Below are 20,328 nucleotides of genomic sequence, written 5' to 3'. Positions count from 1 at the left end.
TACCACAAATAACCGCTAGCATGACTTATCGTAATACCTGATTAGATTGCGGGCACCTTAAACTGGGTTCCTTGAATATCTAACACTATGTCCCTTGGACGAATAGAGATGATTTTCAGCTTACCAGCAATCATATCCCCTTCTTGTAACTCTGCACCGTCTACATTCAGCCATCTCTGGGCAGGGTCGCTGGAATAAACATGAGCAACGATATTAAATTCAGGCACTTGTAATTGCAGACCTGCAGGTAATTGGCCGTATTTCGGAATTTCATCCACAGCAGTTTTGGGGATAGGATCTAATTTAGCTTCAGTGACATTCGTCTCTGCAGCATTAACATATTCCACATCCTTTAATGCATTTTGAAAGGAAGCCACTAACTTATCTTCATCGCGACTTTTATTGGTCTCTAAACCGACATCTTCCGCCGCGGCACTGACTTGCTGACGCAGGGCTTCAAGACTCGCTAGACCCGACTCATTGGCATTAGCACCTAACATCATAGGCTGCTGTGCTTGCGTCTCTGCTGGCACAACCGCTTCCTGAATTGCCGCATCGACTTGGGCTGACGTCGACATATAATCTGCGTAGCTTGAATCACTAAAACCCGAATTGCTATCACTTTGAGCCGGCATGCCAACAGAATTGGTCGTTATATTCGCGCTAGCATTCATTTGAGGCGCATTTGATACTACAGTCTCAGCCTGAAATTGTGGCGATACCGTTAGCTCGGGTAAAGTCTGCGTCCGAGGAAGCGCCACTTTCCCAGCAAGCCGAACACCTGAAGCAGCACTAGGCTCAACTTGGAGCTCAGAGGCAGCTCCTACCGTAGACTGAAGCTCATTTTTAATCGCAGTCGTGGGTGGCAATGATGAAGTTGATGGCAGTACATTAGCCACTGCCACAGTATCACTTTGGGGAAGTCGAGTTTTATTCCAAACGCTTAATCCCCAAGCCACACCGATTCCTGCGGCAACTGCGACGACTAATAAAGACAGTTTTCCTATCGGCACACCCGATTTACGAGGCTGTGGATAATTCGCCCTTGGCGTCATCACAGCATCAGGTAACGGTGATTGTTGCTGTTGTTTATTGCGGGTTACGGCATCGAGTAAAATGGACATCAGCTGCGCGCCCCATCATCAGTTAACCGTGGGCCTTGCTGACTTAAATACAAATTTAATCTCACTAATGTTTGATTCCCTGCAATACCATCGGCTTTTAATCCATGCTGACTTTGGAAGGTTTTAAGATCATTTTCCAATTGCACATCAAATTGATTAACCCGACGGGGGCTACGACCATTCACATGGGCTAACGCATTCTCTAACCACTGTAATTGACCAGGACTCGATTTTTGACTGATATCCATCATAGGCAAATTAGGTGCTTGCCATAATATTTCGAAGGTGCCACTGAAATGTTGATTAAACCAAGCTCTATCAACCCAAAGTTGCTGCTCACCCAGTTGCATCAGTAATTGTTCCCCCTCTACCGCAAGCACTGCACCATAAAAATCTTGTTGCTTGTCATCAACCAAATACACGACAGCCGGATAATTAAGCCGAGTCAGTGACATCCAGTTACCCTGCTGTTGATAGCAAGCTAATCCTTGCTCAACCGCCGATTGGCAAGCCGTCAAGCCTTTATAGGGCACTTTGCCCCACACGCTAAACAAACCTGCAAAAGCAGTATCAATATTGCGACTCTGATTAATCGCCTCGTTTAACAGACGTTGATTAGGATCGGGAATGGAAGTCTGGCCGCTTGGTTGATTAGTCGGTTTTACTGACTTATCAGCGATGTCTTCCCCGCCTAAGGTTTGAGCATTTAATGACGCCACATTAGTTGGCACAGACTCAGAAACCAAATTGGACGCTGGCATCGTATTGACTGACTTATCAGTAAATAACCAATAAGACACACCAAACGCAACACATAACGCCGCAGCGGTTGCTGTCGGCCACAAATACCTATTTTGAGTCAGTTCTTCTTCACCAAATACTTCAGCCGCGGCTTGCCGCACCATATGATGATCTATGGGCACCCGCGATTGTGCATAGCCTGCCATCAGTGAACGTTCACATAAAAGGTTAATCAATCGAGGGATGCCGCCACTGTATTTCTGCAAAACGTTAACGGCTTTACGGGTGAATAAAGGCTCAAACCGCCCAGCCACTTGCAAACGATGCAGCACATAGAGGGCGATTTCATCTTCATTGAGCGGCAATAAATGATAACGAGCCGTGATCCGCTGGGCTAACTGACGCAATTCTTGGCGCTTCAATAACAGCTGTAATTCCGGCTGACCGATTAAAATCACCTGCAATAACTTCTTAGTGTCCGTCTCCAAATTAGTCAGAAGACGCAATTGCTCCAGCACCTCAGGACGTAAATGCTGTGCTTCATCGATAATGAGCACGGTATTACGACCTTTGCTGTGATTCGCCAATAAAAAACGGCTCAAGTGATCAGTCAATTGCTTGAGTGTAGGATTGTCGCCGTAGGAAATCTTAAGCTCATCACAAAGCGTTGCGAGTAATTCAAGCTCAGTTAACGACGGATTAAGGATAAAAGCAGTATCGGTATTGTCGGGCAATTGCCCAAGTAAACAGCGAGATACTGTTGTTTTACCCGTGCCGACTTCCCCTGTTAACAACACAAAGCCGCCCGTTTCCCCTAACCCATAGGTTAAATGGGCTAACGCCTCTCTGTGCCTATCACTCAGAAACAAATAATGGGGATTGGGTGCAATTGAAAAAGGGTTATCGCTGAGTCCGTAAAAGGCCTTGTACATACCACCAATCATCCTAATTTAAAAATAACGCCCCACGTTAAAGCGTCCCAATGTTATTGTCAAAATATCTGCAACATCAATGTGACAGATAAGTGCGCAAATATCTCGCGACGACTTTATCCATCATCTTAATGAGCGTGATAAGCTATGTTTATGACACATTAGCCGAATCTTGCCTGTGAAAATATATCTCGTCGGCGGTGCTGTACGTGACAGCCTGCTCAATCTTCCCATTAAAGATAAAGATTACCTCGTCGTTGGAGCAACACCAGAACAAATGTTGCATCAGGGTTACCGCCAAGTGGGTAAAGATTTCCCCGTATTTCTACATCCCAAAAATCAACAAGAATATGCTTTAGCCCGAACCGAACGAAAAATTGGTCTGGGTTATGGTGGTTTTAGCTGCCACGCCAGCCCTGATGTGACTTTAGAACAAGATTTGTTGCGCCGAGATCTAACCATCAATGCGATCGCCCAAGATGAAAAGGGCAACTTATATGATCCTTTTAATGGTATTGAGGATATTAACGCGCGCCTGTTACGCCATGTGTCGGATGCTTTCGTTGAAGATCCACTGCGAGTGTTACGCGTCGCCCGCTTTGCCGCAAGGTTTCATGCCTTAGGATTTCAAATTGCCGCAGAAACCCTGGCACTGATGCGTCAAATTAGCGCAAGCGATGAGCTTAGCGCTTTAACGGCGGAGCGAGTTTGGCAAGAAGTTGATAAAAGTTTAGGCGGACCTCACCCAGAGGTCTTTTTTGAGGTACTTCACCAATGTGGCGCACTCGAAGTCCTATTCCCTGAAATTCACGCCTTATTTGGCATACCTCAACCTGAAAAATGGCATCCTGAAATAGATACTGGCGTGCATACCTTAATGGTGCTCGCTCAAGCCGCACTGCTGACTGAGGATAAAAGCGTTCGGTTTGCCGCCCTAGTACATGATTTGGGCAAAGCACTGAGTCCAAAAGAGCATTTACCAAAGCATCACGGCCATGGCCAGAAAGGCTTGCCACTCATAAAAGCCCTCTGTACACGTTTACGAGTACCCAATGAGGCACGCGATCTGGCGTTACTCGTCAGCGACCAACATCAGAACGTCCATCAGGCATTCGAGCTCAGAGCCGAAACTATCGTTAAAATATTCGATAAAGCTGACTTTTGGCGTAAACCAGAGCGCTTAACGCAACTTATATTAGCTTGCACCGCAGATATGCGCGGCCGCACAGGATTTGAAAACATCCCATATCCTCAGGGAGAGTATTTAACTCAGTGCTTCACTGTCGCCAATAATGTCGATATTGCCGCCATCATTGCCACTGGTTTCCAAGGCGCAGAGATAAAACAAGCCTTAAATTTACATCGAGTTGAAGCCGTCAGTCAGTTTAAACAAAAAATGCAAACAAAACTGCCGATGGACAACCAGTAATTTGTAAAGGATTTGTAAGTCGTGCATCACTGCATGGTGAATAATGCCCCTTTTTACGATTAGAAATGTCGATATCACATAGAAAAAAAGCTTTTAAAAAAAATTTATATGCCTATAGTGGTTAAACACATTAATATTCGTAGCAAATTAAAATAGCTATGTCATAATTAGGCAGTTTCGCTTACAAAGTAACGAAACATTCAAATCCAACCTATTTTAAGGGATTTTTTACAATGAACAAAAAAGTACTGATGATTGCTGGTTTAGCAATGACTGCCCTACTAGGTGGTTGCGCGAACACTACTGCTCTGGAAGAAAGCGTTGCAACTCTGGGCAACAAAGTTGATCAATTGTCAGCTGATGTTGGTTCTCTGAAATCAGAGCAAAGCAAACTGTCTGCAGACGTTAAAGATGCAAAAGCAGCATCTATGGACGCACAAGCAGAAGCTAAACGCGCAAACGACCGTTTAGACAACGTTGCTTCTCGTTACAAGAAGTAATGAAAGGTAATTTAGCTTACTATTTAGTAAGTTAAGACAAAAGGCTTAAGAAAGATGAAAGCGATAAGCACATCAATCTAAGCCTTTTTTTATGCCTGCAATTCAAGATTGCCATGCTAAGAATAGCGAATGCGACAATACAAAATCGCTAAATTGGTTTTAAACTTCCAAAGGCATGTTAAAGGCGATTCGCCTACCTCCCTCTAAAAGTTAGCCTTGACATACTTCTGTATAAACGAGTGTTATTCCTCTTTTAAATAAAGTCGCGTTATTAATCTAAAGTTCTCGTTTGCGTTTTTAAGCATCCCTAACAATCAGCCTCATTTATCATAAAAAATGTATTTATGGGAAGTGAAAGCTAGTAATTTAAAGAACAGCTATAGATAAAAAAATCGAGGCTATATGGAAAACAAAAGCAATAAGAAGGTTGTCTTTGTCACTGAACAAATAGGCCTAAAGTTAAAAATAATAACACCTTCAGCCTATCCAACATAAGAGCAACATAAAAACATCAAACAGAATCATAGGTTTGAGTAATATAGCCTTTTAAAGCATCAAAAAACCATCTAACTAAACCTATGAATTGTCTTAAAATTAACTGCATCGACTGCAAGTTTTAACCTATAGCGATTCACTCACGCGTTTATGTGCCAAGACTAATACATAGTCAATTTCTAGCGACTCAAAATGATTAGCTTGAATATCATGTTTCATCTTGTCAGTTGCACGCCACGCATAGGGTGCCATATCCAATAACGTTAATGCCTGTTCACCTGTAATTGATAAAGTAAAGCGCAGTGACTGAGTTTCTTTTACCAATAATGCTGAGGGTAAATTCACTTGGAAAGGTTTTTCAGCCAAGTCGGAATAAATATATTCTCTGAGTTGCCATAGATGTCGTGGCCCAGGCATAACCAGTAACATGGTCCCATCATCTTTCAATACCCTGACAGACTCTTTTCCCTTTAACGGCCTATCAATAACAGTAATAAAATCCACACAATTATCGGCAAAGGGTAATTTTTTAGAAGAGCTTAAACACAAGATCCCAGGAGTCTGCGCTTTTGCTGCAGCAAAAATAGCATTTTCTGCGTCCGCTACACCCACGTACTGGACGTTTCGCGGATTTTCGACCTCTGCCAACTTGGAAGCTAAAGCGCGCAAATAGAAGCCCTCAGCGCATTCATAATCCAATAAACAAGCGTCAGGCTTGATAGAGCCGGTGATTAACTCAGCCAATTTATCGATTAAAGGCGAAAAGATGCCTGATTCGAGAAGAAAACGCTTAGCCCTAACTTGCTCGCGCGAATCCCCTGTCGGCTTTTGGCGTTGTGGTTTAGTAAAAACCCAATACCCTTGCTCATTTCGATCAAAGTGATGCTTATTCGCACAATAAAAACCTTGGGAGGCTTTGTGTTGTTTTAATGCAAGTCCGCAGGTTGGACACTGATATTCGAGACCCATATAAAGCTCCAAAAATAAGTTAAGCTTCAGAAAAAAGAGGAAGCTCCAAAAACAAAAATCGGGTACTTGACCCGATTCTATTATTCATAATTTCACTATAATGACTAAACTGGAATGACTACAAAAAAATAAATCCACACAACACAGCACCCAGTGCCAAACGGTAAATAACAAACGGGGTCATTCCCATGCGGCTGATGATTTTCAAGAAATAATGAATACATGCATAAGCTGCAACAAAGGAGATCAAAGTGCCTAAGATCAATGCTTGATAATCAATTGGCAGCGCGCTTTCCGCCAAATCTTTACCCACTAAAATTGCCGCGCCTAAGCTCACAGGCACTGACATTAAGAATGAAAAGCGAGCCGCAGCATCTCGACTCAAACCTAGCATTAGCGCCGCGGTCATAGTGGCACCAGAACGTGAAGTTCCAGGGATTAAAGCAAGCGCCTGGGCGAAACCAATTAACAAGGCTTTGCGCCATCCAGTCTGATAGATTGTTAAATCGCGGCGCGACATCTTATCAGCCCACCACAGCAATAAACCAAAAACGACTGTCGTGACCGCGATAACCTCTGTATTACGTAGGTGAGTTGCAATAAAATCCTTAGCCATAAAACCAAAAAATACAGCGGGTAACGTCGCCAGAATAATCCACCATGCCAGCTTGCTGTCTTCGGATTGCTGACCTTTAAAAATGCTTGCAACCCAAGCATTAAACATAGTCCATAACTCGTGTCTAAAATAAATCACCACAGCAAATAACGACCCCGTATTCACCGCCACGTCGAATGACAAACCTTGATCTTCCCAGCCTAAAAGCTGAGCAGGCAGAATTAAGTGGGCAGAACTAGAAATAGGCAAAAACTCAGTTAGCCCTTGAATAAGCGCTAAAATAATGACCTGAAACGTATCCATGACAATCCTATCAATAAATTAAAACGTCAGCCCTTGGGGCCATTCAAACATCACAGGCCAAAGCCGCTGCGACTCTTTATCATACTCTTGCCACAAACTGGCATAGCTTTTATCAACCACAGGATGAATCAATTCCGGCGCTAACTCGGCTAATGGCCATAACACAAAGGCATTATTAACTATCTCTGCACGGGGGAGCGTAACGGGCGTTTCACATACCACATGGTCATAAAGCAGCAGGTCTAAATCTAAAGTTCTTGGGCTAAATTTCTTCGCCCCGACAAGCCGGCCGTGATTCTGCTCGATTTGCTTAAACTGCGCAACTACCGCAGCAATATTAAAGTCAGTTTCAGCACTAGCAACCATATTCAGAAAGTTAGTGCCACTAAAACCTACCGCTTCACTTTCATACATAGAAGAGAGGCGCAGCGGCCCAAAACACGCTCGCAGCGATATTAATCCCGCTTGCAAATGCTGTTCAGGCTCGATATTGCTACCTAGACTGATATAAATACGTGCCATGCAATGTCCAATTTATCTGAAGATAAACATGATTTCTTAATCAACAGTCGAGTTGATCAAACTCTTATCTAACGTGAACGCTCTATCTCAACGCCAACAGAAGCGGCAGTGGCTACCGCCCCCGGCTTCATCACGACAACTTTCACCCAAGTCACGTTAAATTCTTGAAGTAAGCAATCCGCTACGCGCTCGGCAACCGTTTCGATTAACTCGATTGGATGTTCAGTAATAAGTTCTGTTAATCGATTGGAAACTGTCTCATAGCAAAGTGCATATTGATAATCGTCTGTCGCAGCGGCAAGTTTGTTATCCCACGCCATATCTAAATCTAGCAACAGACTCTGATGGATTGTCTTTTCCCACTCATAGACACCAATCACAGTATCGACGCGTAATTGCCGTATAAGTACTTTATCCATGCTTTCTCCAACTAACTTACTACTATGAGGTCTGATAAGCTAAAAGCGATCCTAGCTGTATAATCCGCAATCTTCTGACAGATAACTAATTTGCTTTCTACTCGAGCCAATCCACAGTAGGATAACGCCCTAAAAGGATTTGCTCATTCAGAAAATATCTCAACCTCAAATGGGCGAGTTATTCCACAAACCTATAGCGGGATTGGCAACTGAGTCAGCTTTTTAAATTGTTGCGCGATAATACCTTAAGACGCGTAAGGAAACCAATGTGAGTCCATTAACACTGACACTTTTGATGATTTTGGCCGCCTATTTGGCTGGTTCAATCTCGAGTGCTGTGCTGGTTTGTAGAATGAGGGGTTTACCCGATCCAAGATTACAGGGTTCAGGTAATCCGGGAGCTACCAATGTACTGCGAATTGGCGGCGCGAGTTCGGCTGCCATGGTGTTGTTTTTCGACATGCTCAAAGGCGCCCTGCCATCTTATTTAGCCTATCTGATGGGCATAGATGCAGTCTCACTCGGACTTATCGCTATCGCCGCCTGCCTTGGGCATATTTATCCCGTATTTTTTGGATTTAAGGGGGGGAAAGGTGTCGCAACAGCTTTTGGTGCTATGGCTCCCATTGGCGATGATTTAGCCATTTGCTTAATGGCATCTTGGATTGTCCTCCTCTTAATTAGCCGCTACTCGTCCCTTGCTGCCATTCTGACGGCCTTACTTGCACCACTTTATACTTGGTGGTTAGACGACAGATTTACCATTCCCGTTGCCATGCTATCGACGCTTATCATTATTCGTCATAAAGACAATATCCAACGGTTACTTAAAGGTGAAGAGTCAAAAGTTTCACGTAAAAAAACGCCTAAAAAATCTTAATGTGACAACATTATCCCAATAAAAAACTGCGCTATAAGCGCAGTTTTTTTGTCTCAACATAAACTATCAACATCAAAGGCGTTTTATGCCACAGGTGGCAAGGTATCTAACGGCCATCTTGGCTGACCTTTTACCGCCAAATCTTCGTGCTGCCCCGCCTTTAAACGCTGCAATCCTGCAAAGGCAATCATGGCGCCGTTATCGGTACAAAACTCACCACGGGGATAAAATACTTGCCCACCAAGCGAGCTCATCATTTCAGCCAAGGTTTCTCTTAAGCGCGTATTAGCACTCACGCCACCGGCGATCACTAAGCGGTTATAGCCTGTTTGCTTCAGTGCACGGCGACATTTAATCGCTAGCGTATCAACCACAGCTTCTTCAAAAGCACGCGCAATATTGGCACGAGTCTGTTCATCGTCAGGTTCGGCAGCAATGGTATTAGCGGTAAAGGTTTTTAGACCCGAAAAGCTAAAATCGAGTCCAGGTCTATCGGTCATAGGCCGCGGAAACTTATACCCTGCAGGTAAACCTTTAGCAGCAAGCTTTGCTAAACGCGGACCGCCGGGATAATCCAGCCCCATTAACTTAGCTGTTTTATCAAACGCTTCACCCGCAGCATCATCAACAGACTCGCCTAATACTTCATAGCGCCCAATTCCATCGACTTTAACCAACATAGAATGGCCACCAGAGACCAATAAGGCCACAAAGGGGAACTCGGGCGCGTCATCTTCAAGCATTGGCGCCAGTAGATGTCCTTCCATATGATGCACACCAATAGCAGGCTTGTCCCAAGCAAACGCCAGTGACCGCCCCACACAGGCGCCAACAAGCAAAGCACCAATCAAACCTGGGCCCTTGGTATAGGCAATCCCATCGAGATCAGCAATTTCAGTATTCGCATCTTTCAGCGCTTGACGAATAAGCGGCACAATTTTGCGCACATGGTCACGTGACGCCAACTCAGGCACCACACCACCATAGTCAGCATGCAGCTTAACCTGACTGTATAAAGTATGAGATAATAAGCCCAGTTCATCGTCATAGACGGCGATACCTGTCTCGTCACAGGATGTTTCAATACCTAAAACCCGCATGGTGTCTCATCAATTGCTAACTAAAGGGCGCCAATTCTACCTGCAAGCGCTCGATTACTCCAGTCGCGCAGGCCATATTGAGCCCACTATAGGACTGAGCTCAGTTTTAGGGCTTTACAAGCCTAGGTGTCTCGGTATAAAATTCCGCACCATTTTAAATAGACTTGGTTCGAGCAATTGAACCAGAACAACCTACACCTAAGGGGTGATGGCGTATGCCAATTATTAAAGTACGTGAAAACGAACCATTCGACGTAGCTCTGCGTCGTTTCAAGCGCTCTTGTGAAAAAGCTGGTATTTTAGCCGACGTGCGTGCTCGTGAATTCTACGAGAAGCCAACTACTGCACGTAAGCGCGCAAAAGCAGCTGCAGTTAAACGTTTAGCTAAGAAGCTTTCTCGCGAAAACGCACGTCGCGTACGTTTATATTAATCTCATATGAGCCTAATTGATCAGCTAAAAGACCATATGAAACAGGCCATGATCGCCAAAGAGAAGGCGCGCTTAAGCACTATTCGTATGGCATTAGCCGCCATCAAACAGATTGAAGTGGATACCCGCGAATCTCTGACTGATGAACAGGTTATAGCGGTCTTAACCAAAATGGTGAAGCAACGTCGTGACTCGATTGCTCAATTTGAAGCAGCGGGTCGTAACGAGTTGGCCGACGTGGAAGCAGCAGAGATTCAAGTTATTGAAGCTTTCCTGCCTACCCCTCTTACAGAGGCGGAAATCGCGGCGCTCATCGATGCAACTATTGTAGAAGTAGGTGCATCCGCCATGGCGGATATGGGCAAAGTAATGGGAGCATTGAAATCTAAAGTGCAAGGACGTGCAGACATGGGCGCTATCGGCGCTATGATCCGTGCTAAATTGCAATAATTAGCGTTTCACTGTATGAACAAGCCGTGCCTATGCGCGGCTTGTTTGTTTAAATTCGCGCAAGGCGGGATTTTAAGCACTCAATGGCAATACCTCGTGATTTTATCAATGAGCTAATCGCTCGCACTGACATAGTCGAACTTATCGATCGTAAAGTGCCCTTGAAAAAGGCGGGTAAGAACTACTCGGCCTGTTGTCCTTTTCATAGCGAAAAATCACCTTCGTTTACCGTCAGCCGTGATAAACAGTTCTATCATTGCTTTGGCTGCGGTGCTCACGGCAACGCCATCGATTTTGTGATGGAGTATGACCGACTCGATTTTATTGATGCCATTGAAGATTTGGCGGGCCAGCTTGGATTAGAGGTTCCCAGAGAACAAGGCACAGGCAAGCGACATGATGACGGTTTAAGTCGTGACTTATATCAACTCATGGAAGAAGCGAGCCTTTACTTTCAAAACCAACTTAGACAACACCAAGATAAACAAAAAGTTATCGATTATCTTGCCTATCGCGGTTTATCCGATGATGTAGTAGAACATTTTGGTATTGGCTTTGCGCCAGACGGTTGGGATGGCTTATTGGGCCGCTATCGTCAGAATCAAGATGCACAGGATAAGTTACTGACTGCAGGTATGTTAATTAGCAACGACAGTGGGAAACGTTACGACAGATTTCGTGACCGCCTCATGTTTCCTATCCGCGACAGGCGCGGACGAGTCATTGGTTTTGGTGGCAGAGTTTTAGGTGATGGCACACCCAAATACTTGAATTCTCCAGAAACGCCCATATTTCATAAGGGCAATGAGCTTTATGGTCTCTACGAACTAAAGCAGCGCTATCGCGATCCAGACAAAGTACTGATCGTTGAAGGCTATATGGATGTGGTGGCATTGGCGCAATTTGGCGTAGATTATGCTGTCGCTTCATTAGGCACCTCGACCACAGCTGAGCAATTTCAGCTTTTGCTGCGCAGCGCTAAAGAAGTGATTTGCTGTTACGACGGTGACAGAGCGGGTACTGAAGCGGCATGGCGCGCCTTAGAAACAGCATTGCCATTATTAAAGCCGGGCGATCAAGTGCGATTTATGTTCCTGCCTCAGGCCGAAGATCCTGATTCTATGGTTCGTAAAATTGGTAAAGATGCATTTGAAACCTTAATGGACTCTGCCATTGCACTACCCGAGTTTCTATTTGACACGTTAGCGACAAAATACGGTACAGATAAAGGCAACTTAGCGAAACAAGCTTTTATCTTAATTGAAAAAATTCAAGACACTGTGCTGCAAAATTTACTACTTGAGAACTTAGCTCACAAGTTAGGAATGAACAGCTCTGAAGATATGAAAAAGAAGCTAGGCTTTAGCGTAAAACAAGCTAAACCAATGGCAAGTAAAGGATTAAAAGGACGCGGTACACCATTGCGACTCGCCATCGCACTGCTAGTACAACATCCTAAACTGGGTATGGGTTTACCCCCACAACCCGCACTCGCCCACTTGCAGATGCCAGGCATAGAATTGCTGCCACTGTTATTGGAGATGACTCGAGAGCAAACGTTAAACAGCGCACAACTACTTGAACAATTCCGAGAGCACCCTTACAGCGGCACTCTCCATAAATTGGCCCAATGGGACCATCAAGTGGCGGATGAAAACTTGCTCGAAAAGTTTAAACAAACCCTGGTTTGGTTGAACAATCAATATATTGAACAACGATATCAGGAATTGAGTCTAAAACAGACTCATACAAAAGAAGAGAAGATGCAGCTCTCGAAGCTGATCTCAGTCATGAAAGGGTTAAACTGAGGCAAAAATGTCCTCATTCGCTACCCCAGTGACTAGCACAGATATGTGCACACGGCTATAATTGACGATTTGCGCGGCACTTGGCTTATGCTAAGTGTCCGTCGTTGTAACAGTTTCCCAACTTGGATGATATCTATGGATCATACTCCGCAGTCGCAACTTAAGCTGTTGCTTGCCAAAGGTAAAGAGCAAGGTTACTTAACCTATGCAGAAGTGAACGATCACTTACCTGCAGACATGGTCGATTCTGACCAGATCGAAGATATTATCCAGATGATAAATGACATGGGTATCCGGGTGTTCGAAGAAGCCCCCGATGCCGATGACATGATGATGTCGGAAGACAACACAGACGAAGATGCAGCAGAAGAAGCCGCAGCAGCACTGGCAACAGTAGAAAGCGAACTTGGCCGCACAACCGATCCCGTACGCATGTACATGCGTGAAATGGGTACCGTTGAGCTTCTGACCCGCGAAGGCGAAATTGTTATCGCCAAACGCATCGAAGAAGGCATCAACACAGTTCAAAGTTCAGTCGCCGAATATCCACAAGCGATCGCTATGATCCTTGAGCAATTCGACCAATTTGAAGCCGACGAACTGCGCTTATCTGATATTATCTCTGGATTTGTAAACCCGGACGAAGATGACGTCGCCCCGACCGCCACTCACATCGGCTCAGAATTATCTGAAGAAGAGCTGGACGATGAAGATGACGAAGAGGATGACGATGACAGCGAAGATGAAGAAGAAGGCAACAAAGGGCCTGATCCTGAAGAAGCTCGTGAAAGATTCGGTCAACTCAGAGCCGCTTACGAAAGCGCACTGAAAATTATCGAAGCTAAGGGCCGTGAACACCCTGAATCGGTAAAAGCCCTCTTCGAAATCGGCGAAATCTTCAAAGAATTCCGCTTAGTACCTAAGCAGTTTGACCGTTTAGTCAAAAGCATGCGCACTATGATGGACCGCGTGCGTGTTCAAGAACGTTTAGTGTTAAAACTGTGCGTTGAACAAGCCAAAATGCCGAAGAAAAACTTCGTCAAATTCTTCACTGGCAACGAAACCAACCTTGATTGGTTCAACACAGAGAAAGCCTCAACGAAACCTTATGCCGAAGGCCTAAGAATGGTTGAAGATGACGTCATTCGTTGTCGTACCAAGCTTGCAGCAGTTGAAGAAGAAACCGGCTTAGCGATTTCTGCCATAAAAGACATCAACCGTCGTATGTCAATCGGTGAAGCCAAAGCTCGCCGTGCGAAGAAAGAAATGGTTGAAGCCAACTTACGTCTGGTAATTTCTATCGCGAAGAAATACACCAACCGTGGTCTGCAATTCTTGGACTTAATCCAAGAAGGTAACATTGGCTTAATGAAAGCCGTAGATAAATTCGAATACCGTCGTGGTTATAAATTTTCGACCTATGCTACTTGGTGGATCCGTCAGGCGATTACCCGTTCTATCGCCGACCAAGCGCGTACTATTCGAATTCCAGTACACATGATCGAAACGATCAACAAGCTGAACCGTATCTCTCGCCAAATGCTACAGGAAATGGGCCGCGAGCCTTCACCTGAAGAACTGGCTGAGCGTATGATGATGCCGGAAGATAAGATCCGTAAGGTACTGAAAATAGCTAAAGAACCTATCTCCATGGAAACCCCAATCGGTGACGATGAAGATTCGCATTTAGGTGATTTTATCGAGGATACAACCCTCGAATTACCACTGGATTCAGCGACCAGCGAAAGCTTGAAAAACGCCACTCACGAAGTGTTAGCAGGTCTAACCGCCCGTGAAGCGAAAGTACTGCGTATGCGTTTTGGTATCGATATGAACACTGACCACACACTTGAAGAAGTGGGTAAACAGTTCGACGTGACCCGTGAACGTATTCGTCAGATTGAAGCTAAGGCACTGCGCAAACTGCGTCACCCTTCACGCTCAGAAATCTTAAAATCGTTCCTAGATGAATAGGCTGTTACAAGCCTAAAGTCAGCTAAGATGGATTAAAGCCCTGCCCATGCAGGGCTTTTTATTGTCTTTATCACCTCAATTTATGCACAAGCACAACATCGAAGCCTTAAATTTAGGCGACAATAGCATTTTAAGTTGATTAACAGATAACCAATTGAATCAGTTGCGTGAATTTCCAGCCAAAACACGGGTGACAAGCGTAAGTAAGCTTAGTATACTTCCTCCCGCTTCAGGTAATGACGATTACCTTAAGTCGGCCCCTTAGCTCAGTTGGTTAGAGCACACGACTCATAATCGTTAGGTCCACGGTTCAAGTCCGTGAGGGGCCACCAATTCTGATAAGGCGTAGCTGGTTAGTAACCACTACGCCTTTTTCATATCTAGGCATTACAGTTGCTGTAATGGGTGACGTAGTGTTTAAACTCGCATTAAAAAATGTCATAAATTTAATCACATCTTGTACCAAACGACTTAAATAATAACTCATCCACATAAGTGAAATAACAATGAAAAAAATTCCACTAATCGCACTATCTCTTAGTTTACTAGCCATGTCAGGCTGTACTGTCCGTGTGGCAGATTTAACTGTTGGAAGTACAAAAAACTTTGACTTAAATTCTGGTCAACTTGTTAAAGGAACCAGAGTAACGGGTGAGGATTCATATCCTGTTTTTATATTCCCCTTTGGAATACCTAATGTTAAAACAGCTATGGATAGAGCGATTGAAAGTGATAAATGTGCGGTGGGCTTAACAGATATTGTGGTTACACAACTAAATCACTCATTTTTAATCGGTTCAATTGGCTTTAGAGTTGAGGGTGATCTAATTATTGATAAAAGCCGTAAAGGCTGTGAAGCTGCAATTTAGGTTGCGTAGCCCAAGGTTGTATTAATCTTGGGCCTAATATCATCTATTAGTTACGCTGCGCCATGAGCTTGAAGCAACTTAACGATCAAATCATCTCTTCGCTCTTTGGCTAAGTCTAATGGTGTCTTTCCATCGGAATTTCTCAGATTAACATCTGCACCATAAAGTATCAGATTCTTAACGCCTAAATAGTTCCCACTCCAAGCAGCATCATGTAGTTTATAGTCATTAGTAACAACTTTAGGTTTAGATGCAGCCTCAACTCCTGCATCACTTAGCTGGGTAAGCGCAGGGGCAGTATTTTCGGCTATCTGTGCGACTAGTGAAAGTACGCAAAAAATAACCAAGCCTTGCATGAAAATACCAATAACCATCAAGTAGCTTTCTGCTACAGCTGAATCACTTACAAGGATAAAAACTGCGATAATTGTGCTAATAATCAGGTAAAACCAAGCTAAAAAACGGGCAAGTGAAATCATAAGTTAAGCATTCCTTTGTCTTTTATAGGACTAAAATATCAACCGAACTAAACGCTGAAGGTTTAAATTTCAAGCTCAATTTATCAAGATTTAATCTGAATAACCATATTCCATTGCTAATGAGTCAAACGGCTATCGACCATGACTAAACACATCACAAAACTACTGATAAGCCTTAATCCTCTAACGTGCGCAGAATCTCATAGTTCTAGCTCTTTTAATGCCCACGTGACTTCCAAATATTATTGTTTAACACCTTTTAGAAAGAACATTATTTGGCTCATTTTTACAATGAGCATGACTTCCGAAAACTATCGCTAATGCGTATCGAATTTAGATTAACTAACGTGTGCGTAATTTTCTTGACCGCCACAGCTTAAAAATACGCCAGTTACGCTACTCATTTGAAAGCTGTATTTGAATGTGTATAGATCCCCGTAAAACCTTGCGGCACCCACCTAATAAAAAGCCCCCAGCTAAGGAGGCTTAGTTCAAAGGTCTAGCTAGCAGCAAAAAATACTTGTGATTAGCCTCTATTTTACTCGTTCGTTTTATTTCCCCCTAAGAGCCATAGCAAACGAACGAGCAAAAAAGGTCAATCAGGATCTACAACCACAGTGACTAACCTACCGTCAATTTCCTTTAAAGTGCCTTTATCAATACAGCCCTTAAGCCACTTTGAGAAGTTACTGATCCCCTTCTGGCCTTGAGCTTTTAAGTCATCCCTTATCACAGCAATGGCGGTAGATTCCTCACTGACCATTCTTGAGCGAACCGCCTGATACAATGCCTGCTCGCTAGCAGATAGTGGCTTTATATCTTGGGTAACGGGCTCTAAAGGCACCATGCCCACATTTAAAGCAGCTAATGATCGTACGTCATCACCATCATCATCTGTAAATAACTTATGTTCTACTAACTCGAACGCCTGAGCGGGTTGCTCTTTCTCATCTTTGGATTTAGTCGCTGTGAGAATGTAAGCCAATTTAGGCCCGCTTTCTCGCTCTATGCGATATTCAAAATCACATGCCGCCCGTAACGATGATGAGCCTCTCGCCCTCTCCTTGTCTTGTACTCCGCTATGATGAACGATCAACAATGTAGCACCACCAGTATTAGCCCTTATTTGATCACAAGCAGATATAAACGCCCCCATATCTCTAGCTTGGTTTTCATCCGCACCGCCAAAACTCCGCGCCAAAGTATCAATGATGACTAACCCAAAAGGCTCATCAACTTCTTTCGCTTTATTCTGAATAAGCTTCACTAATTCATTCATCTGGAAACCGTCTGTAACCTGCACACCAAAATCAATACGGTACAGCCGTGAAAGCTGCAAACCATTGTGGTATTTCATGGCTAAAGCCTTCAATCTTCGGCTAACACCAACGCCACCTTCACCCGCAATATAAAGGACTGGGCGACTCTGAACACGGCAGCCATTCCAATCTAAGCCTAAAGCGATATGAACAGCCCATGACAACGCATGAAATGATTTGTAGCTACCCGATGCCCCGTAAATCATGCCAAACGAATTAGCAGGTAAAAAGCCTTTGATTAAATAGCTAAATTGTTGATCGTAGCCCTCCCACCCCTGCGCTAGCGAGAACAGTGATTCACGCTCCCTTATCTTTGCTAGTGGTTCTAAATAAACATCAGCCACTTGCGGCTTTATAGGGTGATTAATAACGTCTATTCGTTCAGCTTTTGAAATATCAGCACAGTCCGTACTCATTAGGCCACCTCCTGTACTGCTGGTGGCATTATGTATGCGCCATTTACCGCTAAGGCAGCCTTGATAGCTTCGCGCTCGCCCGTTCCGCTTTCGTCATTATCGGCAATAATCACAATGTCAGCCTTTGGCCTACTTTTCCGCACAGCTAAAGCAACATTAATCAAATTACCTGCACTGAAGGCACACAATACCAACGCATTGGGTACGCACTCCGACACCGCTGCACAAGTAGCAAAGCCTTCGCCTATGTAGATTACCGCGCTATCTTTGGTTGATAGCGGGAACATGCCGCCTTTGATCTGCCCACCAGCAAGAAAAGTCTTTTGGCCATTTGAGCCAATAAACTGCAAGCTGCTGATAGTTTTACCGTTAAACACAGGGATCACTAACGTGTCGGCTGGTAAACTTTTACCACCATTTACGGTAATAGGCGTTTTTAGCTGTAAGCTACCAAACGGCAATACCCTTTTATTCTGTAAGTAGGGATTATTTGACGTTGCAACGCGACAATACTGGCGAGTGATGTTACAAGCCCATTGTGCGACCTGCTTACGTTTTGTTTGCTGCTGTTGCTGGCGCTGTAACTGTTGCTGCTCTGCACGTTGCTGGTGGCGTTTCACGCGCTCTGCATCTATTGGTTGCCCAATATCAAGTCCCACAAGGGGGGCGACCATACAGGCCGCCTGATAAGGTTTCACACCAAAGGCATTGCATACTAACGCCAAACCATCACCGCTATTAGGCTCACATTGATTACAGAACCAAGTGCCACAACCGCTTTTATCGTCAAATCGAAAACGATCTTTACCGCCACATACAGGGCAAGCTTGATGTTTATTGCGACAAATTAAAATACCAAGGCCATTAAGCACATTAAGCCAGCGGCCGTTAGCGGCTAGGGTAATTGCTGAGAAAATGTTATTAGTCATTCACGACCTCCTCAGCATATGGGCAGAAATAATACTCGACCCTGCCCGTACCATCACCAAGGGCACGTGAGCAAATTTGCTGGCGACAATAGAACCTCAACAATGGATTGGCTCTTTGTAAAAAACTGGGTAGATATGGAATGCCGTGTGTCGCCATTTCTGCGGTTTTACGCACCGTAGGGCAATGGGCTATCAAATAGCGTATTCCTGTTGTTAGTTTGGGCGGGAAACAACCTGCCATTAGCGCTTGCTCAACTGTTAGAGCAGCATTAAGCTGCGGCTGTAGTAAAACTGAGCTAATCGGTTTATCATCATCTAAGCTATTTTTGATAGCGAGATAGTGCAAACAGGCAGTGTCAATCTTGGCGGGTTGGGTGCCTGTTTTTTTATGGTTTAAATTATTCATGGTTTGCCCCTTCTAACTGAGCTAACCACTCATTGTATTGCTCTTGCTTCCAGCCTATTGCGCGCCCGCCTTTCATTATTGGTTTCGGGAAAGATTGATCTTTGGCCCACCAAAACCACAGGGTACGTCTGTTACGGCCTGTTAAAACCTCCATCTGTGCATAGCTGATAAGCGGCTTTAGGATTACTTGGTTTGTCATATTTTAGTCCTCAGTTTATTTGATTACATAAGATGATTAACTGACTCAATTAATCCCTTATTGTCCGTAATCTTATTACTGAGGCTTTTCTAATTCAGGTGACAAAATTACATAAAAATAGCAAATTTTGTAACCAGCAAACCGCAAGCAATTGATTTTAAATAATTAAATCTAGCTCCTTTTCTCTCTTAAAACTCCTCTTTTAATTGATTCATCATTTAGTTCTAAAATTATTCCGCAAAATTTATAGAATTTACTTTGATTCCCGACAAGCTTAGATACAGGTTGCCATAACTCCATGATCTTGGAATTTAAATTTGTTTGTATAACACTAATACGTTTAAGGTCTTGGGTCATGTTCTCCTCTAAAATGGCTTGCTCTTTAATAATTTTTATCTCACAGTCTACTGGGTAGCGTAGTACACACTGATAAACAGATTTTAATACTTTAATGTTAGGAGCTAATCTATAAGCTTGTACCATTGTTTTTTTGCTATTACCCACCTTAGTAAACGTTTTTCCATGCTCTTCAAAGTAATTATAATTCAAAAAGTCCGCTGATTTTTTTAACTTTTCTACTTCTTTAATAAGATCAGAATGAATTTTTATTTTTGTTCCCTCGTGATCTATCAAAAATCTATGTAGATAGGATAACTCCTCAAAAAATGGAGGACTTTGAACTTTTAAACCTGCCAATGCGTGAAATAGATCTTCTGAAAGAGATTTAATATTTACTAACCTATCCCTTATTTCAGCTCCACTGCTCTCCTTGTAGTGGTCAACTAAATTTGGCCACGGCTTTAGAATCTTCCCAAAATCTTCGCTCTGATTCATTTGGGCTTAATCCTGCATTATAATGATGTGGCCTGACTTGGCTGTAATAGCCAATAATATAATCAGTCACATCTTGTTTAGCTTCAACAAAACTCTTATAGCCTTGCGTTGGCACCCATTCCGTTTTTAAACTCCTGAAAAATCGCTCCATTGGCGCATTATCCCAGCAGTTACCTCGGCGACT

At 43.8% G+C, this 20,328-nt stretch carries 22 protein-coding genes and 1 tRNA gene; 9 read left to right on the top strand and 14 right to left on the bottom strand.

Annotated features, from left to right (window positions below):
- Nucleotides 1-41 precede the first annotated feature (41 nt).
- Together L5M40_RS12575 and L5M40_RS12570 are read right to left on the bottom strand one after the other, a co-directional pair.
- Entirely contained in the window at nucleotides 42-1,124 is a 1,083-nt protein-coding gene (locus L5M40_RS12575; protein WP_263175527.1) for a general secretion pathway protein GspB, read from the bottom strand.
- Nucleotides 1,124-2,797: an ExeA family protein gene (locus L5M40_RS12570; RefSeq protein WP_263175528.1), complete on the bottom strand. Its 1,674-nt coding sequence runs from the start codon at nucleotides 2,795-2,797 to the stop codon at nucleotides 1,124-1,126. The genes L5M40_RS12575 and L5M40_RS12570 overlap by 1 nt, the downstream gene beginning before the upstream one ends.
- A gap of 178 nt (nucleotides 2,798-2,975) precedes the next feature.
- Between L5M40_RS12570 and L5M40_RS12565 the strand changes: the two genes are divergently transcribed.
- Together L5M40_RS12565 and L5M40_RS12560 are read left to right on the top strand one after the other, a co-directional pair.
- Complete coding sequence (locus tag L5M40_RS12565) at nucleotides 2,976-4,226, top strand: multifunctional CCA addition/repair protein (RefSeq protein WP_263175529.1); 1,251 nt, start codon at nucleotides 2,976-2,978, stop codon at nucleotides 4,224-4,226.
- A 233-nt stretch (nucleotides 4,227-4,459) separates the two neighbouring features.
- Entirely contained in the window at nucleotides 4,460-4,726 is a 267-nt protein-coding gene (locus L5M40_RS12560) for an Lpp/OprI family alanine-zipper lipoprotein (RefSeq protein ID WP_006080732.1), read from the top strand.
- A gap of 621 nt (nucleotides 4,727-5,347) precedes the next feature.
- Here the strand turns inward: L5M40_RS12560 and L5M40_RS12555 are convergent.
- From L5M40_RS12555 to folB, 4 genes are all read right to left on the bottom strand, one after another.
- The gene (locus L5M40_RS12555; protein WP_263175530.1) at nucleotides 5,348-6,190 is read right to left on the bottom strand and encodes a putative RNA methyltransferase; all 843 of its coding nucleotides are present in this window, start codon (nucleotides 6,188-6,190) and stop codon (nucleotides 5,348-5,350) included.
- A 118-nt stretch (nucleotides 6,191-6,308) separates the two neighbouring features.
- Complete coding sequence (locus L5M40_RS12550; protein ID WP_173246178.1) at nucleotides 6,309-7,109, bottom strand: undecaprenyl-diphosphate phosphatase; 801 nt, start codon at nucleotides 7,107-7,109, stop codon at nucleotides 6,309-6,311.
- 18 nt (nucleotides 7,110-7,127) lie between these two features.
- Nucleotides 7,128-7,631, bottom strand: a complete 504-nt coding sequence (gene folK, locus L5M40_RS12545; RefSeq protein ID WP_263175531.1) for a 2-amino-4-hydroxy-6-hydroxymethyldihydropteridine diphosphokinase — start codon at nucleotides 7,629-7,631, stop codon at nucleotides 7,128-7,130.
- 68 nt (nucleotides 7,632-7,699) lie between these two features.
- A complete protein-coding gene (folB, locus tag L5M40_RS12540) occupies nucleotides 7,700-8,050 on the bottom strand; it encodes a dihydroneopterin aldolase (protein WP_028760866.1) in 351 nt (116 codons plus the stop codon).
- 268 nt (nucleotides 8,051-8,318) lie between these two features.
- Here folB and plsY point away from each other — a divergent pair, with 268 nt between their 5' ends.
- Nucleotides 8,319-8,930, top strand: coding sequence for a glycerol-3-phosphate 1-O-acyltransferase PlsY (gene plsY, locus L5M40_RS12535; protein ID WP_028760867.1), 612 nt, complete (start codon nucleotides 8,319-8,321; stop codon nucleotides 8,928-8,930).
- Between the two features lie 83 nt (nucleotides 8,931-9,013).
- On the opposite strand, the gene tsaD is transcribed toward plsY, so the two are convergent.
- Nucleotides 9,014-10,030: a tRNA (adenosine(37)-N6)-threonylcarbamoyltransferase complex transferase subunit TsaD gene (tsaD, locus tag L5M40_RS12530; protein WP_131523062.1), complete on the bottom strand. Its 1,017-nt coding sequence runs from the start codon at nucleotides 10,028-10,030 to the stop codon at nucleotides 9,014-9,016.
- Nucleotides 10,031-10,245: 215 nt separating this feature from the next.
- On the opposite strand from tsaD, the gene rpsU reads away from it, so the two are divergent.
- From rpsU to L5M40_RS12500, 6 genes are all read left to right on the top strand, one after another.
- A complete protein-coding gene (rpsU, locus tag L5M40_RS12525; RefSeq protein WP_006080725.1) occupies nucleotides 10,246-10,461 on the top strand; it encodes a 30S ribosomal protein S21 in 216 nt (71 codons plus the stop codon).
- Nucleotides 10,462-10,467: 6 nt separating this feature from the next.
- On the top strand, nucleotides 10,468-10,911 hold the full coding sequence (locus L5M40_RS12520; RefSeq protein WP_028760869.1) for a GatB/YqeY domain-containing protein: 444 nt from the start codon (nucleotides 10,468-10,470) through the stop codon (nucleotides 10,909-10,911).
- A gap of 83 nt (nucleotides 10,912-10,994) precedes the next feature.
- Nucleotides 10,995-12,719 carry a DNA primase gene (dnaG, locus tag L5M40_RS12515; protein ID WP_105249891.1) on the top strand — a complete coding sequence of 575 codons (1,725 nt, stop codon included), beginning with the start codon at nucleotides 10,995-10,997 and terminating at the stop codon, nucleotides 12,717-12,719.
- Nucleotides 12,720-12,854: 135 nt separating this feature from the next.
- Nucleotides 12,855-14,693 (top strand): RNA polymerase sigma factor RpoD, encoded by a 1,839-nt coding sequence (gene rpoD / locus L5M40_RS12510; protein WP_105249892.1) that lies wholly within the window; start codon nucleotides 12,855-12,857, stop codon nucleotides 14,691-14,693.
- Nucleotides 14,694-14,948: 255 nt separating this feature from the next.
- Nucleotides 14,949-15,025 (top strand) — tRNA-Ile (locus L5M40_RS12505).
- A 174-nt stretch (nucleotides 15,026-15,199) separates the two neighbouring features.
- On the top strand, nucleotides 15,200-15,562 hold the full coding sequence (locus L5M40_RS12500) for a hypothetical protein (protein ID WP_263191516.1): 363 nt from the start codon (nucleotides 15,200-15,202) through the stop codon (nucleotides 15,560-15,562).
- Between the two features lie 50 nt (nucleotides 15,563-15,612).
- Here the strand turns inward: L5M40_RS12500 and L5M40_RS12495 are convergent, their stop codons facing one another.
- The 7 genes from L5M40_RS12495 to L5M40_RS12465 form a co-directional block, all read right to left on the bottom strand.
- The gene (locus L5M40_RS12495; protein ID WP_263191517.1) at nucleotides 15,613-16,041 is read right to left on the bottom strand and encodes an ankyrin repeat domain-containing protein; all 429 of its coding nucleotides are present in this window, start codon (nucleotides 16,039-16,041) and stop codon (nucleotides 15,613-15,615) included.
- 595 nt (nucleotides 16,042-16,636) lie between these two features.
- Entirely contained in the window at nucleotides 16,637-17,704 is a 1,068-nt protein-coding gene (locus tag L5M40_RS12490) for a helicase RepA family protein (protein WP_263256711.1), read from the bottom strand.
- A gap of 71 nt (nucleotides 17,705-17,775) precedes the next feature.
- Entirely contained in the window at nucleotides 17,776-18,705 is a 930-nt protein-coding gene (locus L5M40_RS12485; RefSeq protein ID WP_263256709.1) for a primase-helicase zinc-binding domain-containing protein, read from the bottom strand.
- A complete protein-coding gene (locus tag L5M40_RS12480) occupies nucleotides 18,698-19,111 on the bottom strand; it encodes a hypothetical protein (RefSeq protein WP_263256707.1) in 414 nt (137 codons plus the stop codon). The genes L5M40_RS12485 and L5M40_RS12480 overlap by 8 nt, the downstream gene beginning before the upstream one ends.
- Nucleotides 19,104-19,310, bottom strand: coding sequence for a helix-turn-helix transcriptional regulator (locus tag L5M40_RS12475; protein ID WP_263256705.1), 207 nt, complete (start codon nucleotides 19,308-19,310; stop codon nucleotides 19,104-19,106). The genes L5M40_RS12480 and L5M40_RS12475 overlap by 8 nt, the downstream gene beginning before the upstream one ends.
- Nucleotides 19,311-19,481: 171 nt before the next feature.
- Nucleotides 19,482-20,144 carry a hypothetical protein gene (locus L5M40_RS12470; RefSeq protein WP_263256704.1) on the bottom strand — a complete coding sequence of 221 codons (663 nt, stop codon included), beginning with the start codon at nucleotides 20,142-20,144 and terminating at the stop codon, nucleotides 19,482-19,484.
- On the bottom strand, nucleotides 20,089-20,328 hold a 240-nt coding region (locus L5M40_RS12465), incomplete at its 5' end, for an integrase core domain-containing protein (protein WP_263256145.1). The genes L5M40_RS12470 and L5M40_RS12465, both read right to left, overlap by 56 nt.

Origin of the sequence: Shewanella sp. SM68, from assembly GCF_025653925.1 — a bacterium.
GTDB lineage: Bacteria > Pseudomonadota > Gammaproteobacteria > Enterobacterales > Shewanellaceae > Shewanella > Shewanella oncorhynchi.
This window is presented reverse-complemented; position numbering and strand designations above follow the sequence as displayed.

What these genes read in the sequence shown, in the direction of transcription:
- L5M40_RS12575 (WP_263175527.1), bottom strand. Translation starts at nt 1,124, where the DNA reads ATGTCCATTTTACTCGATGCCGTAACCCGCAATAAACAACAGCAACAA.
- L5M40_RS12570 (WP_263175528.1), bottom strand. Translation starts at nt 2,797, where the DNA reads ATGTACAAGGCCTTTTACGGACTCAGCGATAACCCTTTTTCAATTGCA.
- L5M40_RS12560 (WP_006080732.1), top strand. Translation starts at nt 4,460, where the DNA reads ATGAACAAAAAAGTACTGATGATTGCTGGTTTAGCAATGACTGCCCTA.
- L5M40_RS12555 (WP_263175530.1), bottom strand. Translation starts at nt 6,190, where the DNA reads ATGGGTCTCGAATATCAGTGTCCAACCTGCGGACTTGCATTAAAACAA.
- L5M40_RS12550 (WP_173246178.1), bottom strand. Translation starts at nt 7,109, where the DNA reads ATGGATACGTTTCAGGTCATTATTTTAGCGCTTATTCAAGGGCTAACT.
- folK (WP_263175531.1), bottom strand. Translation starts at nt 7,631, where the DNA reads ATGGCACGTATTTATATCAGTCTAGGTAGCAATATCGAGCCTGAACAG.
- folB (WP_028760866.1), bottom strand. Translation starts at nt 8,050, where the DNA reads ATGGATAAAGTACTTATACGGCAATTACGCGTCGATACTGTGATTGGT.
- tsaD (WP_131523062.1), bottom strand. Translation starts at nt 10,030, where the DNA reads ATGCGGGTTTTAGGTATTGAAACATCCTGTGACGAGACAGGTATCGCC.
- rpsU (WP_006080725.1), top strand. Translation starts at nt 10,246, where the DNA reads ATGCCAATTATTAAAGTACGTGAAAACGAACCATTCGACGTAGCTCTG.
- L5M40_RS12520 (WP_028760869.1), top strand. Translation starts at nt 10,468, where the DNA reads ATGAGCCTAATTGATCAGCTAAAAGACCATATGAAACAGGCCATGATC.
- dnaG (WP_105249891.1), top strand. Translation starts at nt 10,995, where the DNA reads ATGGCAATACCTCGTGATTTTATCAATGAGCTAATCGCTCGCACTGAC.
- rpoD (WP_105249892.1), top strand. Translation starts at nt 12,855, where the DNA reads ATGGATCATACTCCGCAGTCGCAACTTAAGCTGTTGCTTGCCAAAGGT.
- L5M40_RS12500 (WP_263191516.1), top strand. Translation starts at nt 15,200, where the DNA reads ATGAAAAAAATTCCACTAATCGCACTATCTCTTAGTTTACTAGCCATG.
- L5M40_RS12495 (WP_263191517.1), bottom strand. Translation starts at nt 16,041, where the DNA reads ATGATTTCACTTGCCCGTTTTTTAGCTTGGTTTTACCTGATTATTAGC.
- L5M40_RS12485 (WP_263256709.1), bottom strand. Translation starts at nt 18,705, where the DNA reads ATGACTAATAACATTTTCTCAGCAATTACCCTAGCCGCTAACGGCCGC.
- L5M40_RS12480 (WP_263256707.1), bottom strand. Translation starts at nt 19,111, where the DNA reads ATGAATAATTTAAACCATAAAAAAACAGGCACCCAACCCGCCAAGATT.
- L5M40_RS12475 (WP_263256705.1), bottom strand. Translation starts at nt 19,310, where the DNA reads ATGACAAACCAAGTAATCCTAAAGCCGCTTATCAGCTATGCACAGATG.
- L5M40_RS12470 (WP_263256704.1), bottom strand. Translation starts at nt 20,144, where the DNA reads ATGAATCAGAGCGAAGATTTTGGGAAGATTCTAAAGCCGTGGCCAAAT.